We start from the raw sequence: 17,041 nt of genomic DNA, 5'->3' as shown, positions 1-17,041 counted from the left end.
AGCCACGGGAGCGTGATGCCTCGGGGGCGGTGGTCCAGGCGGAAGGCTTGCTCGAACAGCCGCCCCCACTCGGCGCGCTGACCAGCCGTAACGACCGTAGAAAACAGAGCGAACCGCTGCCTCGGGTCGACCGAGACACCGCACCGAATGCCCGAGATTGAGCGAGACGTGCGACCGGATGCCTCATGAAGACCGGGACTGCCTCAACTTCGCAGAGACGGGACAGGCGCCGGCGTGCGCGGGCGGCGGTGTGACTGGGCACGATGGTTGTCACCTGGGAGTCGTCCCGACGTCAGCCCCCGCGACAGTGTGAGCGGGATTGTTGTCACCGGAAGTGCAGGACTTTTGTCACGCTGGGATCGTTTGCGGTCTTGTTGTCACCAGTACCGAAGATCGCCTACGGCGTGCGCCGGGCTTGGCTTCCCTGGAGACGTGGCGGAGGTTCAAGGATCTGGCGGGGTACACGTCCGGACGGCTGACGGTGCGGCGTATGAGCCCCTGTGGTCGCATGCGTGCAGGTGGGACGATCTACTTGTGCCGGTTTCCCTCTGCTCGGGGCGTCATGCGCTCGACCTTGACGAGGGCTGGACGCGACGGTGGACGGCTATCTGGCGGTATGCCGGGGGCGAGGTTACGAGCGCGGTGGCTGATCTGGCAGCCGTTCCGGTCACCAAGCTGGGGCCGATGCGGGGCTTCACCTGGCGGCGCGATCAGCGCCATCGTCCCGGTCTGGAGTACATGGTCAGCACCGGCCGCCTGCACGGCTTCGAAAGCTTGGAGGAAGCCGGGCTGCTGCTGGTCCTGGATTTCGCTGGCGACGTGGTCGAGGTCCTCTCGCAGCCGCTTCGGCTGAAGTTCCGTACAGCCGACGAATGGCGCAGGCACACCCCCGACTTCCTTATGGTCAGCCGCCTGGGCATCTGGTTGATCGACGTCCGTCCTGCTGATCTGATCGGTGATGAGGACCAGGAGTCCTTTGCAGCAGCGGCCGAGGCTGCGTTGGCCTGCGGTTGGCACTACATGGTGGCTGCATGGTGGAAGCCGTACGTGCTGATGGCGGTGGACGCGATGTCGGCCGGGCGTCGGCCGCTCGCGGACCCTCTGGGTGTTGGGCCGGGCCTGCTCGCCGGAGCCAGTGCGGCCAGGACCTTTGGGGAGATCGCGATGGAAAGCATGTTTGAGCCGGTTGCCCGGGCCCATCTGCTGCACCTGCTGTGGCACCGCCGCGTCGGCATCGATCTGGGCCGGCCTCTCGGGGACCGTTCCACGGTCGTCCTCGGATCGGAGTCGTCGTGAGTACCGCTCGCGCGCTGGACCTGTCCGTAGGTGCCGACGTGGTGCTCGATGACGTCGAGTGGATCGTCGAGCGGCGTGAACCTCATCTCGGACGGGTCCAGTTGGTGGGGCCCGAAGGTTCACGGCAGCGCTTGACGTTCCGATTCTTGGCCAACCACCAGCACTGCCGTCCTTCGTCCCGCACGACGGGCTGGGGTGCGGGCCGTGGTCGGCAGCCCGCATCGGTGGGGGACCTGAAGCCGGACAGACGCCGGCTGGCCGAACTACGCGTGGCCCATCTGCTGGAAGTAAAGACAGGGTTTCGCAGCGGCGATCCCCTGCGGCCAGGGTCGGGGGAGCCGAAGCGCGAGTACGACCCGGAGACGACCACGCTGACCGAACGACGCTTGGCGAAGGTCGCCGAACTCAAAGCCCTGAACCGTGAGGAAGCGAAGCTGCTGGGCCTCGCGGAGGTGGGCTACAGCACGCTGATCCGCTGGGAGAAGAACCGCAGCCGCTTCGGGCTGATCGGCTGCGCGGACGACCGATGGCTGCGGGAGAGCGGCGGGCATCCGAGCATCAGCGAGGAGGTCCGGGAGGCGATCTTCGCGGTGCGGGCGGAGACGCTGCACCGCTCCCGGGTGGACGGCCGCACCCGCGAGGCCATGATCCACCAGTACGTACGGGAGACCTTCGGTCCGAACACCGCGGTCCCGGGCTATCACACGCTGCTGAGGGTCTGGAAGGAGTGGTTCGGCCCGAGCGGGGCACGTCAGCGCTATGAACGCTCGGCCCAGCTGCCCACCAAGGCCGGTCATGTGGTGGTCCACCGCCCCGGGCAGGTGGTGGCGCTGGACAGCACGGTGCTGCCCGTCATGGCCCGTGAGGGCGTGTTCGGTGATCCTGTGAAGGTCCATCTGACTCTCGCCATGGATGTCTACACGCACTCGCTGTGCGCCTTCCGTCTCACGCTCGTCTCCGACACCTCGGTGGACGTGGCGATGCTGCTGCGGGACGTGATGTTGCCGCTGCCGATGCGGGCGGACTGGGGCGAGGAGATGGAGTGGCCCTATCCGGGGCTGCCTGCCGCAGTGGTCGCCGAGTTCGCCGGGCACGAGGTCGCCGGGTTGCCGTTCTTCGCCCCGGAGACCGTGACCACCGACCACGGGTCGGTCTACCGCAACCACCATCTCGTCGACGTTCAGCGCGTGCTCGGCTGCAACATCCTTCCCTCCAGGGTTCTGCGTCCCACGGACAAGCAGGTGGTGGAGAGGGCCTTCGGCAGCATCCGGCCTCTGCTGTTCGAGCACCTGTTGGGCTACACCGGGGTCGATGTCGCCGATCGTGGGGCCGACCCGGAGGGCGACGCGACGTGGACCATCGAGCAGATGGAGCACGTGATCGCGACGTGGATCGTGAAGGTGTGGCAACAGCGCCGCCTGGGCGAGTACGCGCCGAGCTGGGATCCGGGCGGCGACCACAGTCCGAACTCGCTCTTCGTGGCCTCGTTCGCCCAAGGCGGCTTCGCGATGGAGATCCCCTTGCCCGAGCTCTACTACCAGCTGCTGCCGCAGCACTCGGTGACGAAGATCCACGGCCGCCGCGGGGTGAAGATCCGTGGACTCTGGTACGACGGCCCGGCACTGGACCCCTACCGTGACCAGCGATCTACTCGTGGCGGCAGACGCAAAGGGCAGTGGATCGTCCACTGCGAGCCCCGTGACCGCCGCACCGTGTTCTTCCAGGACCCGCTCACCCATGTATGGCACCCGCTGCGCTGGACCGGCCTCCCGCCGGAGGGCAGGACGCCGGCCTTCGGCGACGCACGGGTGCGCGACCTCTTGCAGCGGGCACAGAAGGCGGGACTGAAACCGAAGACGGACGCCGAACTCCTGCCGCTTCTCCTCGACATGATCGGCCTGCACACACCGGTCGCGCACTGGCCGACGCGCCTGAAGAAGTCCCAGCGCACCGAATACGCCCGCGACGTCATCCAGGCCAACACCGCTGCCGCCGACCGTCCGGCTCCGCAGGCCGAGCAGGAGCCTGCCGCCCAGGCGGCAGGAGACACCGTCGTCCACCTGCACTGGCCGGAGCAGGCACGCAGGGCCGAGGAGAGCCTGGACGCCGAGCGTCGCCGACGCAGAGAAGAAGCCGGGTCGACCCGGCCCGCTCTGCCGCCCCCGCTGGGCGCCAGCTACCGCAAGAGGAACTTGTTCATTCTGCCTGATGGGGATGAGAGCGACGAGGTTGAGCCGGGCGGAAGTTCGCTCCCGCCCGGAGGGGAATGACGTGGTCGATGGCCAGAGCGGACCGCAGGACGGTGTGGTCCCGTTCCTCCGGATCGGTCCCTCGCTGAACCGGGTCACCCATGAGGGATACCAGCAGTGGCGGCGAACACGAGGAGCCTTCATTCCGGCGACGAGACTGACGCTGGACCAGTACCGGATCATGAGTCCGCGCAAGCGTGGGCTGCACGACCTGCACAGGGCGGCAACCCATGTGAACCTGCGGATGCAGGAAACTCCGATGAGCGCACAGGTCACCGCGCTGATGCGGGCCAGACTCCAGAACAACGCGCTGAAGCAGACACCCGGTACCCGCGACGGACTGATGATCAACGGTGGCGGATATCAGGGGAAGACGGAGACAGCTTGCGAGACCGCCGCCGAGTTCGAGGACTTCTGGCGCGACCTGCACCACCAGATCAACCCGAACGCGATTTTCGGCACCCGGGATCTCTTCCTGCCGGTGGCCTACTGTCAAACGCCGGTCAAGGCCACGCCGAAGGGACTGTGCGAGGCGATCCTGGACTTCTATGGAGCTCCGCACGCCAAGACCCTGCGCGGGCTGATCCGCAACGTTCGAGAGTCCCTGCATGCGCACTGCACCACAGCGCTGCTGCTTGACGACATCACCCGGCTGAAGATGCACCGGGAAGACGACCAGGACACCCTCGACCTCATCCGGGACCTGATGAGCCTGAACGTCACGCTCGTCCTCATCGGCGTCAACATCCCCGGCTCCGGGCTGCTGCGGGAAGGCCGTCACGACCCGCGCACCGGGCAGACGGTGCTGTCGCCCGTCAGACAAGGCAGAAGCCACAACGACGAGGCGGCCACCCAGACCGAACGTCGCTTCGACATGATCAACCTCGACCCGTTCCACTACGACACCCCCGACGGCATCGCCGCCTGGGTCAACCACCTCGCCGGCATCGAAGACCAGTTGCGGCTCTTCCGGGCCGCGCCGGGCATGCTCACCGACGGCACGATGCCCGAGTACCTGTTCCGCCGTACCGAGGGGATCGTCGGGCTGCTGAAACGCCTCATCGAGGACGGTTGCACCAAGGCCATGGAGAACGGCCAGGAGAACCTGACCATCGACCTGCTCCAAGAGATCCCCATCAATCTAGGCAACGTCCCCGGGCGGGACCCGGGCGCCGGCGAGGTCCCCGTGCTGAAGGACGAGGGAAGAGGAGCCACGCCCAAGCGCCGCAGACGCGGCCGGAACACCGTCTTCGACGACCATGGCGGCCGTCCCGCCGCCGACGCCTGATGGCAGGCCGACTACGCTCCCTGCCCCGGAGCCTGGACCCGCTGGAGGACGAATCGATCCACGGCTACCTTCTCCGACTCGCGCACCTGTTTGACGCCGCACCCTTGGAGATCGCCGTCCGAACAGGGCTCGTCGTTCAGGGACGCGGCCGTAACGGCATTCCCGTTCGCCTTCTGCACGACTTGGACGAACCGCGGCTCGACACGTTCGCCTGCGTCACTCGCCTCACGCATGACGAGGTCCGAGGGTTGCTGACCGCTTCGCTGGGCGAGCGCTACGGTCCGCTGAACGCTCGTCTGTTGGCCGAGTTCCGTACGTCCACGAGTATGGTCCACAACAACCGCTGGATTCTCACCAGGGCCACCCGGTACTGCCCGCGATGCCTCTCCGGTGACGGAACCGAGATCGAAGAGCGTCATGGCGGGTGTTGGCGCCGGTCCTGGAGGTTGCCTCCCGTCTTCGCCTGTCTACGTCATCAGCGGCCGCTGATGTATGGCTGCCCCCGCTGTGGTCAGGACATCAACGCAGCCCGCGCCAGCAGCCTGATCGCCCGAGCCTCCGAGGCGGGCCTCCACCCTGCTCAGTGCAGAGCCACCATCCCTGGCACACGGGCGATCTGCGGTGCGCGCCTGGCCGACGGTGAGGCGGACCGACGCCCCCACACTCCCTCCACGGTCGCTGCGTTACTGAGGCTCCAGTACCACTTCGACAGACTCTTGGACCCCGACGGACCGAAATCGGTGGGCAGCTTCGGATGGCAGGTTCCTACGGCCCAGCACTTCATCGACCTCCGTGCTCTGAGCGCGTTGATCTTCATGGCCTGGCCCTGTGCCAGGGAACTCGCAGAAACGGAGGCTCTGGCCGTGCTGGTCGACGGGGAGGCAGAGAGGAGGCACGACGAGTTCGCCAAGTGCCGGGCCGAGGCTGGACGGCGGCGCCAAGCATCACACCACTACAGCGACCCGGCGGCGGATCCTACCGTCGCCGGCGCGGTGCTCGGCATCGCCGCACAGTTGCTGTCGGCCCCAGACGAGAACGAGACCCACGAGGTGATGGCACCCATCATCGACAGGGACAAGGAGCGGAATTTCTGGATGAGTTACCAGTTCCGCAGCTTCAGTGGGTCCTCCTACCCGCTCCAAGCTATCCTTCTGACCTCGCGCCGGGACCGTGGCGCGCTCCAACGGATGGAACAGCGGATCGAGAGCAAGGGCTTCAGCCGTCTCACGGGAGCCGAGCAGTTCACACGCTGAGCCGTCACTCACGCCTGCCGCGGAGCGCGAACGCGAGACGGAAGCGGAAGCCTTCGCTCTGTAGCCGTACACGGGGTTGTCATGGCTTCCGCCGGTGACCGGCACCCGGTCACCGATCGGCCAGAGCCTATGCCTCGTGTCAGTTGGTCTTCGTGTTGGTCAGATGGGGGCCGACATAACCAACGATCACCTGTCTGGTGACACCCTTCGTGTCGTCCAGGAAGTAGATCCTTGGTGAGGTGCTTCCCTTGGAGTCGAGTTTCAGGTGGGCCTGCATTTCCGTGCGTCCGGAGGAGTCCACCTCCAAGGGGACGGCGAAGATCCTCTCCGCGCCCCACCTGTTCATCGTCGTGTCGGACTCGACGGTGGCCAGCTGCTTGAGCGGCCAGTTCACCGCACCTGGACGGTCTGATGTGCAGTGCTGGTAGAAGCCGCCGTTGAACCCCTCCTTGGCTGCATGCGCGTAGGAGTCCAGCGCCCTCAGGGCGTTCCATGCTTTCGCCGCCCACACACGGGCTCGCTCCGCGTCATCCAGTTCCAGGGCTCTGCCCTTATCAGCCGTGACCTGAATGCCTTCGAAGGTGTCCAGCCGCTCCCACAGCTCCTCGAATGAGTCTGGAACGCCAGGCGGCTGCTCCACGACGACGGTGTCGTCGTAACGGCCTTCCTCGCGAAGCCGACGTCGCAGGATGTCTGCCTCCGCCCGCGCCCGCTCGACGTCGTCCAGCGCTCGCAGGGCCTCCTCCATATCCTCGTCCGCCCGTTGCACAGCCGCGTGCAACTGCTCCTCCAGGGAGGTTGTGGTCCGGGCTGACAGATCGGCAGTGAGTGCTGCCTCCCTCAACTCCTCGTCAGCCTGGGCCAGTAGCGCCTTGAGATCCTCGACGTCCTTGCGTATCCCCGTCAGCTCTTCGGAGGGTCGTACGGATGCCAGAGCTGCCTGCCGCTCCGCGCGGTGACGTTGGCCCGCGTCATCCGGGAACGAGAGTGTGCGCAGAGCCTCGGGCAATGGGGCCTCGGTAGAAAGCCGCTGGACAGTACGTGCGAGACCGAACCACGCCCGATCCTGGGGATCGCTCATCCGAGCCACGGTCAGGAACCGGTGACGCGAGGCATCCTTCGACCAGGCCGGATCCACCTCGGTCAGAAATGTGCGTACGGCTCCGGGGGCGACGCGGTGGTACTCGCCGATCGCCGCGCGGAACCCATCGACGGCTTCGGCGTCCGTAAGTACATACAGCGAGGCCGCACCGGCGCATTGCCGCATCGCTTGTCCCAGTCGCTTCGACCACAGCGTATTGGGACGGAGAGGCTGGGCCGCCACGATTACCGGCATGCGTCGTGTCGGGTCACAGAGCACGTCGATCAAGGCGTCGATGCCCTCCGCATCCACGCCCTGGGGCTCTAGTGTCAACCTCGCCGGCCCATCCGTGGGCTTCAGTTCCTGGACGAGATCGCGAACGAGCCCCGGTCTGGCGGGAGCTAGTGGCGTATCCCCGTTGGGGAATACTTCCAGGCCGACCGTGAGCAATGCGGAGCGGTCCTCGAACGCGACAGCCGTGATGGTCGTCCGCCACGTTGCCTCGGTCCTGTCCTCGCGCAACTGGAGGCGTATCGCCTGTTCGGCGCCGTCGGGAAGGTAGGCCGCGTGGTTGGTCAACACCGAGACCTCATCGAGGTGGTGATGCCCGGAGGTGAGCGGGGCGCTGCCGAACTTTCCAGTAAGCCACTGCGCACTGATGCGGCGAACTACTTGGAAGGGGTTCTCTGCGCTCGGAACGGTGAGGATCGTTCGGTGCGCGAGCGGATTGCTGTTCAGGTCCATGACGGCTCTTCACGTGAGTGCTCAGCAAGGGGCGCTGCGATGGTCTACGTGTGGGGCGGCGGTCTTCTCGTTCGGTAGTCCGGCGAGAAACGGGACCCCTGTGTACGGCAGCGCCCTGACGATCCAAGACGTCATTGCCGAACCGGGCGGCGACCGCCTACCACGAGCGGCACCGTTCCCAGGGCAGGAAGGCGCCGCTCGTGGTCGTGCTATCGGCTACAGAGCGGCAGGAGCCTTCTTGTACCAGCTGGTGATGATGCCCACCAGGTGGACGATGTTCTGGGTCCGCATGATGGGCGCGGCGGCGTTCGGTTCGAAGTCCGCATTCGCCTCAGTGGTGCGCCAGATGCTGTTCTCGGCGACCGGCGCGGCCATGTGCGGGTCGAGGCGCCTGAAGAACTCGGTGATGTCGTCGAGCTCCACCGGGTTGTCGCCCGCGCGCAGCTCGCGGAACACCCCACCCAGGACGCGCAGCATGCCGACCGAGCCGAGCAACGAGTTCCGGCGGAGCTTCTGCGACATGGTCAGCTCGTCAGCCTGGCGATCCGCCTCAGGGTCGTCCTCGGTGATGGCGGCGAGGTCGGTGAAGGCGTTGGAGATGATGTCGAGGAAGTCCTTGACCTGCTCGATGACCTCGCCGTCGGTCAGGGTCTGCTCGGCCTTCTTGCTGATCCGGCCGCCAGCGCCGGCGATGACGGCGCGGGTGATGTCTGCAACGTGCTTGGCGCCCATCAGGTTGGGGTTCTTCAGGGTCATGCGGTCCTGCTCGGCGTCGACCCGCCCCTTGAGCAGCGGGTGGTCGATGACGTCGGACAGCGTGCGGTTGGCGACCTTGTAGCTGTCGAAGCGGGCGCGGACGGCGCTGCTGATGCCCTTGGCGTTGTCGGCGACGTCTACGAACATCTGCTGGGCCTTGATCGGGTCCGGCTCCACGTAGATGTCCAGGCCGACGTACTCGGCCTTCAGCCGGTTCATCTGGCCGATGAGCCTCTCGCGTTCGGCCTGAAGCTTGGCGGACTTCTCCGGGCTGACCTTGCGCGCCATTTCACGGTCGATGCCGGAGATGGCGTCGGTGATCCGCTGCTTCTCGATGGAGACACCGAGCACGCGGTGCTGGCCGTCGATGGTGCGCAGAGAGGAGATACCGCCGATCGCCCACGGGACCGTGAGGTAGCCGACAGCGCCGTGCTCGTCCACCTTCTCGAAGGTGCAGCCTCCGCCGTCGCGGGCCAAAAGGGCGGGGGCGACCCAGTCCTTCTTGGTGTCCAGGTACTCGCCGAAGTGCTTGGCGTGGAGGCGGTCGACCTTGCGGTTGTCCTTGTCGACGTTGTTCGGGTCGGGGACGGGGAGGATGGTGGGGAGATCGAGGAGGGGAACGCGCGTGCTGTACACGTCGCGGCCTCCCTGGGGCGTTTTGATCGCCAGATACGTGCTGGAGTCCTGCGGCTTGGACAGGCGCAGCGGGTCAACGTTGATGCTCACTACAAGCCCCTATCGAGTCGTCCACCATTTTGTGTCGAGCTTCAGTTTCTAGAGAATAGCACGCAGCGTACTGCATCGAAGAATAAGTTCTTAATTCCCATGTTAAGTTGAACATGTGGCCTTGTAAGGTCTAGTTTCTCTTCGTAGGGTGCTCCCTCCGCTCCGGTGGGATGCGTCCACCGCGCGCAGGCGCCTTGGCGCGGCGGCGGTTCCCCTCACCGGTCAGGCAGGCCCCGACGAAAGTGGACATCTTCATGACGAACCAGGCGCTCGCGGCGGTCAGCGATGTCCCGGCCGCCGAGAACTCCACGATGGTTCCCGCGCAGGCGCCCGCCGAGCCCCCGGCTCCCCCGGCGGGGGCGGCCGACGAGGCTGGACCGGACCCCTGGAAGCGACCTGGGTACGCGTGGCGCTGGCCCTCCACCCTGGAGGTGTCCCGCTGCGTCGCGGGGCTCACCCTTGCCGCCACTGTGTGCGGCTACGTACCGGAAGGTCCGGCCACAGTCGCGGCGGGGGTGATGATCGCCGTGCACTCGGGGACCGAACTGGTCGCCGCCTGCTTCCGCCGTGCCCGCCGCTAGCCGTGCTGCGGCGTATCACGGCCGCCGCGTCGGCAATGTCCTTGAAGCGAGCGGCCATTCGATCTGCCGCGGCTCGGTTCGCCAGTGGGACATCATGAGGCGATGCGCCCGTTGCCCCGCAGCCTCGACCCACTGCTCGACGAGACGCTGATCGGCTACATCCTCCGCCTCGCGCACCGCCTCGGGACGTCCCCCGGGGCAGTCGCCATCCGTACTGGCCTGACTGGTCATCGCAAGGGGAACGCGCTTGGGGTCCCCATGAGGTTGCTACACGACCTGGAATCCGAGCAGATCCAAGCCTTCGCCCGGACCACCCGACTCGCTCCAGAAGAGGTCAGCCGTTTGCTGACCTCCTCGCTCGGCGAGCGATACGGGCCGCTGAACGAGAAGTTCACTCCGCGTAAGAGTGTGGCGAGGATGGTCAACGACAATGCGTGGCTGCTGACCCGCACGCCTCGTTACTGCCCCCAATGCCTCACCGGGGATGGAGGTGAGATCCAGCAGCTCCACGGCGGGGCTTGGCGACGTTCCTGGCGCCTTCCTCCAATCTTTGCCTGTCCTCGGCACCGCCGCCTGCTGCGGACCCACTGCCCCGACTGTCGCCAACCGGTCCACATGGTCGAGATGAACAGCATCATCGCCCGCCCCTGGGACGAGGGCCTGCACCCCACCCAATGCCGGACAACCACAGCTCCTCGTACCGTTGGCCGCCTCCAGCCGGCCTGTGGCGCACAGCTCGCGGAGCCAGCCGAGGCTGGTCCCGAGGTCACTCGTGACCCGCAGACGCTGGAGCATCTCCTCGGCCTTCAGCGCCGGCTCATGAGACTCCTCGACCACGCCGGTCCGGCCGTGACCCCGAGCGTCGGCTGGCTGATTCCCGCCGCCGACTACTTCGCCGATCTGAGAGCGCTGCTCGGCCTCGTGTTTCTCTCCTGGCCCGCGGCTCGCTCCTTCGCCGCGACCCCGGCGCTCGCGGAGGCCCTTGACGGGGAAGCCGAGGAGCGCCTTGCCCGAGCAGCGGCCCTTCGCGACAGGCCCGGGAAGAAGCACAGCTCGCGTCCCTTCACCGACCCACCGCTGGAGCCGTTTCTCATGGGCGCGGTGCTCGGAATTGCCGAGCGGCTGCTTGACGCCCCGGACGAGGAACAGGCGCGGGAGCTCATGCTGCCGCTCATTCACCAGGCCAGCCGCGTCGATCAAGCCTTGTCGATCTATCTCCGGCGCGAGGCGTGGGTCTCGTTCCCGCTGCGGATCGTCAGCATGAACCGCTCCAAGAGCATGATGGCGATGGGCGACATCATCGCCCGCGGGCCGACCCCCAAGGACGGTGGCAGTGGGGCACGCTCGGAGGGGTATCGACGACGCGAGCCTTGGTGACAGTTGCCCTGCTCAAGTGACAACCGTCGTGCTCAGTCACAGGCGGCCCGCACGACACGGCGACACTATTGCAAGCACTCGCTTGCAATAGTTAGCAAAGGCTGGCATAGTCGGAGCATGGCATCGCTCAACGTCGGCAATCTCGGTGAGTACCTCCGCGAGCAGCGGAGGAGCGCGCAGTTGTCCCTGCGGCAGCTCGCCGAGGCCGCCGGGGTGTCGAACCCGTACCTGAGCCAGATCGAGCGGGGGCTGCGGAAGCCCAGCGCCGAAGTGCTGCAGCAGGTCGCCAAGGCGCTGCGGATCTCCGCCGAGACGCTCTACGTGCGGGCCGGAATCCTCGACGAGAAGGAGCGGGAGGAGCTGGAGACGCGGGCCGTCATCCTGGCCGATCCCTCGATCAACGAGCGGCAGAAGCAGGTGCTGCTCCAGATCTACGACTCGTTCCGCAAGGAGAACGCCGCCGAGAGCACCGCCGGGACCGCCGGAGACGTTTCCGGAGCGGACCCCGGGACGGGCTCCGAAGAGGCTCCCGCGCCCGCCGCGGCGCCCGATGCCGAAGAACCGCCTTCGCGCTAGTACGCCACATCCGGGAGGACCATCAGCATGGCCATCATCGACGAACTGCGCACCCCCCTCTACTTCGCCGCCGGCACCGCCGATCTCGCCGTGCGGCAGGCCCGGAAGGTTCCCGGCCTGATCGAGCAGATCGCGGCCGAGGCGCCCTCGCGCATCGAGGCCGTCCGGAAGACCGACCCGAAGGCCGTGCAGGAGAAGGTGACCGCCCAGGCCAAGGAAGCCCAGGCCACCGCCCGCACGAAGCTCGCCGAGGTCGTCGGCGGCTTCGACGCCGACTTCAAGAAGATCGGCGAGACCGCCCAGGACCTCGCCCTGCGCGGAGTCGGCGTCGCCGCCGAGTACGCCGTCAAGGCGCGCGAGAAGTACGAGGAGGTCGCCGCCCACGGCGAGGAGGCCGTCCGCGCCTGGCGCGGCGAGGCCGCCGAGGAGATCACCGAGATCGCCATCGTCGTCGAGCCCGACCCGGAGCCGAAGGCCCCTGCGGCCGGGAAGGCCGTCGTGGTCGAGGAGACCCCCGGGGACGAGAAGGCCGTGGAGGCCGCAGGGGCCGGGAAGACGGAGAAGGCCGGTACGGGGACCGGGGCGAAGACCGGAGCGGCCAGGACGGTCGGGACGATCATCGCCGAGGCCGAGGCCGAGGCCGGGGACGGAACCGCTTCCGGCGCCGGGAAGGCGCCCGCGAAGAAGCCCGCCGCCCGCAAGGCGTCCGCCGGTAAGGCGCCCGTCACCGCCGAGAAGGAGTAGGGCGGGTTCCGAAGCGGGTAGCCGGGAAGCCGGACCGGGTACCTTGGCCGTGAGGCGCTCTCTCCACCCTCCCCTTAGGCGGTGCCCAGCATGTTGCGCGCGGGATTCGATTCCCTTCTCTCCCTGGTGACGTTCCTCGTCTTCACCGGATTCGCCGTCGCGGCGCTCGTCTTCGCCGCCATGGCGCGCGAGGACGCCTACCGCGCGGCGGAGAAGCAGACGAAGAAGTTCTGGCTGGTCATCCTCGGCGTCAACCTCGTCCTGAACCTGCTCCTGCCGATGCTGTTCCTGCAGATCGCCGGGGTGATCGCCGCCATCGTCTTCATGGTGGACGTGCGCCCGGCGCTCGCGCAGGTCTCGGGGGGCGGCCGCCGGGGCGGCGGTTCCAGCAGCGACGGACCGTACGGCCCCTACAACGGCGGCCGGTAGCGGCGCGGGACGGTGGCCGGCGAGGGCCCGGGGATCACCCCCGGGCCTTCTCCCTTTCCAGGGCCAGGACGGCCACGTCGTCCGTCAGCTCGCCGCCGTTCAGGGAGCGGACCTCCGTGACGGCCGCCTCCAGGAGCTCCTCGCCCCGCAGCCCCGCCGCCAGCTGCCGGTTCATCATCCCGACCATCCCCTCCTGGCCGAGCCGCGGCGATCCGGGCCCCGCCGAACGGCCCTCGATCAGGCCGTCCGTGTAGAGGAACAGGCTCCACGCCCCGCCCAGCTCCACCTGGAGGCGCGGCCAGCGCGCGAGGGGCAGCAGCCCCAGGGCCGGACCGCCGTCCTCGTACGGGAGGAGCCGTGCCGCCTGCCCCCGCCGGGCGATCAGGGGCGAGGGGTGGCCGGCCAGGCACAGGCCCGCCCGGCGTCCGTCGGGCGCGATGTCCACGGTGCAGAGGGTCGCGAAGATCTCCTCGCTCTCCCGCTCGTGCTCCAGGACCCGTTGCAGGGTCGAGAGGAGTTCGTCCCCGCACAGGCCCGCGAAGGTCAGGGCCCGCCAGGCGATCCGCAGTTCGACGCCGAGCGCCGCCTCGTCGGGTCCGTGCCCGCACACGTCGCCGATCATGGCGTGGACGGTGCCGTCCGGGGTGCGGACGACGTCGTAGAAGTCGCCGCCGAGCAGCGCGCGGGACCGGCCCGGCCGGTAGTGGGCCGCGAACCGCAGGTCGGAGCCGTCCAGGAGTGGCGTCGGGAGCAGGCCGCGCTCCAGCCGGGCGTTCTCCTGGGCCCGCAGCCGGGACTCGGCCAGCTTCACCTGGACGGCGTCGGCCCGTTTGCGCTCCACCGCGTACCGGATGGCCCGGCTGAGCAGCCGCCCGTCCAGCTCCTCGCGGAAGAGGTGGTCCTGGGCTCCGACCCGTACCGCCTCGGCCGCCAGGTCCGCGTCGGCCGAGGCCGCGAGGGCGAGGACGGCGTGGTGCGGGGCCAGGCGCAGGATGTGGCGGAGCGGGGCGAGCGGGTCGTCCCCGGCGGCCCGGGGAGCGGGCAGGGAGAGGTCCACCAGGACGCAGTGGACGTCGTCGGTGAGGAGCCGCTCGGCCTCGGTGAGGTTGCGGGCGGTACGGATGCGCACGCGGGTGCCGGCGGCGTCCGCCGCGTCGAGCAGCTCGGGTACGGCGAGGGCGCCCGCCGGGTCGTCCTCGACGACCAGGAGGGTGAGGTCGGTGCGGTCGGTGCCGGTGACTGTGCCTGTCATGAGGTGGCGTCCATGGCGCTGGCGTCCGTAACGGTGGCGTCGCCGGGACCCGCGGCGGCGGAGACGTGTTTCCGGCGCGGTACGGGTACGGGCATCGATCCGGGTTCCTTTCCCTCCCCCGGGGGTGCGCGGAGCGCCGGGTGGCGCCCCGCCCGTCCCGGACCCTAGCGGTAGGGGGGCGTGCGGCGGAACGGTGATCGCCCGCGAGGGCGCGCGCGAGGCTTGGCATATGCCGCGGAAGGGGAGGTAGTCGCCCGTGCGCCGCTCCGGCGGGCGACGGCGGCCATGAGAAACGTCACGCCGGACGGACGACGCCCAGGATCTCCATCGAGCCCGCGCCCGCCAGGGTCACGTTCCGGCCGGGGCGCGGCGCGTGCACCATCATCCCGTTCCCGACGTACATCCCGATGTGGCTCGCGTCCGCGAAGTAGACGATCAGGTCGCCCGGCCGCATGTCCCGGACGTCCACGCGCGGCAGCAGCCGCCACTGCTCCTGCGAGGTGCGCGGGATGGGGCGGCCCGCGACGCCCCAGGCGCTCTGGGTCAGGCCGGAGCAGTCGAACGACGAGGGGCCCTCGTCGCCCCATCCGTACGGCTTGCCGATCTGGGCCGTCGCGAACGCGACCGCCCTCGCGCCCTCCGGGGTCGCCCCCGCCTTCGGGCCGGCGAGGACGCCGGTGCCGAGCCAGCGCGTCTGGGCCTGCTTCTGCGCCAGTTCCTCCAGGAACCGCAGCCGCTCCCGCTCCTCGGCGGCGAGCGTGGCCTCCAGTCTCCTGGCCGCGTCGATCTTGCCGTTGATCTCCTTCTTCGCCCGGTCCTGGCGGTCGCGGTTGGCCTCCAGCCTGGACCAGTTGTCGCTCGCCTCCCGGGCGTAGACGTCCAGCGCGGCCTGGGTGCGGGTCATGTCGGCGAGGAGGTCCGTGGTGGCCTTCGCGCCGGCCTGGAGGCGTCCCGCGTTGTCGAGGAAGAGCTGCGGGTCGTTGGTGAGGACGAACCGCGCGCCGTCGGGGAGGCCGCCGTTGCGGTACTGGGCGCGGGCGGCGGCACCGGCCCGGTTCCTGAGGTCCTCGATCTTCGCGCGCCCCTCGGCGAGCATCCGGTCGACCCGGACGATCTCGGCGGACTGCTCCCTGGCCTTCTCCTCGGCGAGGTTGTACGCGTCGGTGGCGAGGGCGGCCTGCCGGTACAGGTCGTTCATCTCCGCGCGCACCTGTTCCAGGCTCTTCTTCGGCGGCGGCGGGGGGAGGGGCGCGGCGGAGGCCCGGAGGGTCAGCGCGGGAGAGGCCAGCACGGCCAGGGCACAGACCACGGTGATCGCGGCGCTGGCGCGTCGGCGTCGGTTCACGAACTCCCCCTCGGACGTCACGTGGCACGAGACCGGCTTACCGCCGGTAACTTGATGGTGACGTGGTGATGCTGCCATGCGAAACCGGCAAGTAACAAGTAACGGGGGCGGGCGGGGCCCGCCGGACCCGTGTGCGTCCTGCCGGACCCGCTCCCCCCACACAAGGGACGAGCGTGACGGGCGAGGCGTTCCCCTCGTACGGAGAATGCGGCAGGAACGGGGGAGGAATCGGGGCCGGCCGCCCGGTGACGTCCGTGTTGTCCCTTACGGGGTGCCGCGTCGCCCTCGCCGCCGCCGTGTCGTCCCCGCCCGTCCCCGCGGCCCCCGAGGGGGCCTCACCCCCGGGGCGCCAGCGCCTCCCACCGCACGGTCACCTCGCCCTGCCGCCACCGTCGCGGCCCGTCCGTCACGGGCCAGTCCGCCGCCAGATCGCGGACGGAGCGGATCCACCGCTGGCGCGCGCCGAGGGAGGCGTACGGGGCGGCCGCCGCCCACGCCCGGTCGAAGTCCCGCAGGAAGGCGTGCACCGGCTCGCCCGGCACGTTCCGGTGGATCAGCGCCTTCGGCAGCCGTTCCGCCAGGTCCGAGGGCCGGTCGAGCGAACCGAGCCGGGTCGCGAAGGTCACCGTGCGCGGCCCGCCCGGACCGAGCGCCACCCACACGTGCCGGCGCCCGATCTCGTCGCAGGTGCCCTCCACGAGCAGCCCGTCCGGAGCGAGCCGTCCGCACAGGCGCTCCCAGACGGCCGCGACCTGCTCCTCGTCGTACTGACGCAGCACGTTCGCCGCCCGGATCAGGGCGGCCCGGCCGGGGACGGGCACCTCGAAGCCGCCGTGCACGAAGGAGAGACCGTCGTGCTCGTACGGCCTGGCGGCCTCGACCCGGGCGGGCTCGATCTCGACGCCGTACAGGAGTGCGCGGGGGTCGGCGGTGCGCAGCCGGGCGAGCAGTTCGACGGCGGTCCAGGGGGCGGCCCCGTACCCGAGGTCGACGGCGAGCGGCGGCCCGGGGGAGCGGCGCAGGGCGGGGCCGTGGACGGCGGCGATCCAGCGGTCCATGCGGCGCAGCCGGTTGGGGTTGGTGGTCCCGCGGGTCGGCGTGCCGACGGGGCGGGTGGTGCGCGGGGCCATGCCACGAGCGTAAGGGGTGGGGGAGGGGTGCCGGAGGGGCGAGGGGGCCGGGTGGTGCGGGGCGGGGGAGAGGTGCCGGAGGGCCGAGGGGGCCGGGCGGCGCGGGGTGGGGGAGCGAGGGGCCCCGGGGTTCACGGCAACGAATTGGCAAAAGGCCCCCACCAGCGGAAATGAAAGGGAGCGTTCCGGTGTTCTCGCCGCTGGAAGGCGCACC

14 protein-coding genes are annotated in these 17,041 nt (G+C 69.0%); 9 read left to right on the top strand and 5 right to left on the bottom strand.

The window, feature by feature from the left end; genetic code table 11:
• Positions 1–642: 642 nt before the first annotated feature.
• The 4 genes from ACZ6AQ_RS05760 to ACZ6AQ_RS05745 are packed head-to-tail and all read left to right on the top strand — an operon-like array spanning position 643 to position 6,086.
• The gene (locus tag ACZ6AQ_RS05760; protein WP_468757764.1) at positions 643–1,296 is read left to right on the top strand and encodes a TnsA-like heteromeric transposase endonuclease subunit; all 654 of its coding nucleotides are present in this window, start codon (positions 643–645) and stop codon (positions 1,294–1,296) included.
• Positions 1,293–3,566: a transposase gene (locus ACZ6AQ_RS05755; protein ID WP_468757762.1), complete on the top strand. Its 2,274-nt coding sequence runs from the start codon at positions 1,293–1,295 to the stop codon at positions 3,564–3,566. The genes ACZ6AQ_RS05760 and ACZ6AQ_RS05755 overlap by 4 nt, the downstream gene beginning before the upstream one ends.
• Position 3,567: 1 nt before the next feature.
• Entirely contained in the window at positions 3,568–4,833 is a 1,266-nt protein-coding gene (locus ACZ6AQ_RS05750; RefSeq protein ID WP_468757761.1) for a TniB family NTP-binding protein, read from the top strand.
• Positions 4,833–6,086, top strand: coding sequence for a TniQ family protein (locus ACZ6AQ_RS05745; protein WP_468757759.1), 1,254 nt, complete (start codon positions 4,833–4,835; stop codon positions 6,084–6,086). The genes ACZ6AQ_RS05750 and ACZ6AQ_RS05745 overlap by 1 nt, the downstream gene beginning before the upstream one ends.
• Positions 6,087–6,225: 139 nt before the next feature.
• On the opposite strand, the gene ACZ6AQ_RS05740 is transcribed toward ACZ6AQ_RS05745, so the two are convergent.
• The gene (locus ACZ6AQ_RS05740) at positions 6,226–7,911 is read right to left on the bottom strand and encodes a hypothetical protein (protein ID WP_468757757.1); all 1,686 of its coding nucleotides are present in this window, start codon (positions 7,909–7,911) and stop codon (positions 6,226–6,228) included.
• A gap of 216 nt (positions 7,912–8,127) precedes the next feature.
• Positions 8,128–9,393 carry a DNA sulfur modification protein DndB gene (locus ACZ6AQ_RS05735; protein WP_468757755.1) on the bottom strand — a complete coding sequence of 422 codons (1,266 nt, stop codon included), beginning with the start codon at positions 9,391–9,393 and terminating at the stop codon, positions 8,128–8,130.
• Between the two features lie 254 nt (positions 9,394–9,647).
• Here ACZ6AQ_RS05735 and ACZ6AQ_RS05730 point away from each other — a divergent pair, with 254 nt between their 5' ends.
• The 5 genes from ACZ6AQ_RS05730 (at position 9,648) to ACZ6AQ_RS05710 (ending at position 13,100) form a co-directional block, all read left to right on the top strand.
• Positions 9,648–9,974: a hypothetical protein gene (locus ACZ6AQ_RS05730; protein ID WP_468757754.1), complete on the top strand. Its 327-nt coding sequence runs from the start codon at positions 9,648–9,650 to the stop codon at positions 9,972–9,974.
• A 102-nt stretch (positions 9,975–10,076) separates the two neighbouring features.
• Positions 10,077–11,351 (top strand): TniQ family protein, encoded by a 1,275-nt coding sequence (locus ACZ6AQ_RS05725; RefSeq protein WP_468757752.1) that lies wholly within the window; start codon positions 10,077–10,079, stop codon positions 11,349–11,351.
• Between the two features lie 117 nt (positions 11,352–11,468).
• Positions 11,469–11,927 (top strand): helix-turn-helix domain-containing protein, encoded by a 459-nt coding sequence (locus ACZ6AQ_RS05720; RefSeq protein ID WP_468757751.1) that lies wholly within the window; start codon positions 11,469–11,471, stop codon positions 11,925–11,927.
• Positions 11,928–11,954: 27 nt separating this feature from the next.
• Positions 11,955–12,671: a hypothetical protein gene (locus ACZ6AQ_RS05715; protein ID WP_468757749.1), complete on the top strand. Its 717-nt coding sequence runs from the start codon at positions 11,955–11,957 to the stop codon at positions 12,669–12,671.
• A 90-nt stretch (positions 12,672–12,761) separates the two neighbouring features.
• Positions 12,762–13,100: a DUF2516 family protein gene (locus ACZ6AQ_RS05710; protein ID WP_467393404.1), complete on the top strand. Its 339-nt coding sequence runs from the start codon at positions 12,762–12,764 to the stop codon at positions 13,098–13,100.
• 34 nt (positions 13,101–13,134) lie between these two features.
• Here the strand turns inward: ACZ6AQ_RS05710 and ACZ6AQ_RS05705 are convergent, their stop codons facing one another.
• The 3 genes from ACZ6AQ_RS05705 to ACZ6AQ_RS05695 all read right to left on the bottom strand — a co-directional run bounded on the left by ACZ6AQ_RS05705 (position 13,135) and on the right by ACZ6AQ_RS05695 (position 16,827).
• A complete protein-coding gene (locus ACZ6AQ_RS05705) occupies positions 13,135–14,352 on the bottom strand; it encodes a PP2C family protein-serine/threonine phosphatase (RefSeq protein WP_468757747.1) in 1,218 nt (405 codons plus the stop codon).
• Between the two features lie 295 nt (positions 14,353–14,647).
• Positions 14,648–15,697 carry a C40 family peptidase gene (locus ACZ6AQ_RS05700; RefSeq protein WP_468757745.1) on the bottom strand — a complete coding sequence of 350 codons (1,050 nt, stop codon included), beginning with the start codon at positions 15,695–15,697 and terminating at the stop codon, positions 14,648–14,650.
• Between the two features lie 335 nt (positions 15,698–16,032).
• The gene (locus ACZ6AQ_RS05695) at positions 16,033–16,827 is read right to left on the bottom strand and encodes a class I SAM-dependent methyltransferase (protein WP_388688687.1); all 795 of its coding nucleotides are present in this window, start codon (positions 16,825–16,827) and stop codon (positions 16,033–16,035) included.
• Positions 16,828–17,041 lie beyond the last annotated feature (214 nt).

The sequence above is a fragment of the Streptomyces sp. NPDC041191 genome (assembly GCF_055591945.1).
Note: the sequence above shows the minus strand (reverse complement) of the source record. Positions and strands in the feature narration are given on the sequence as shown.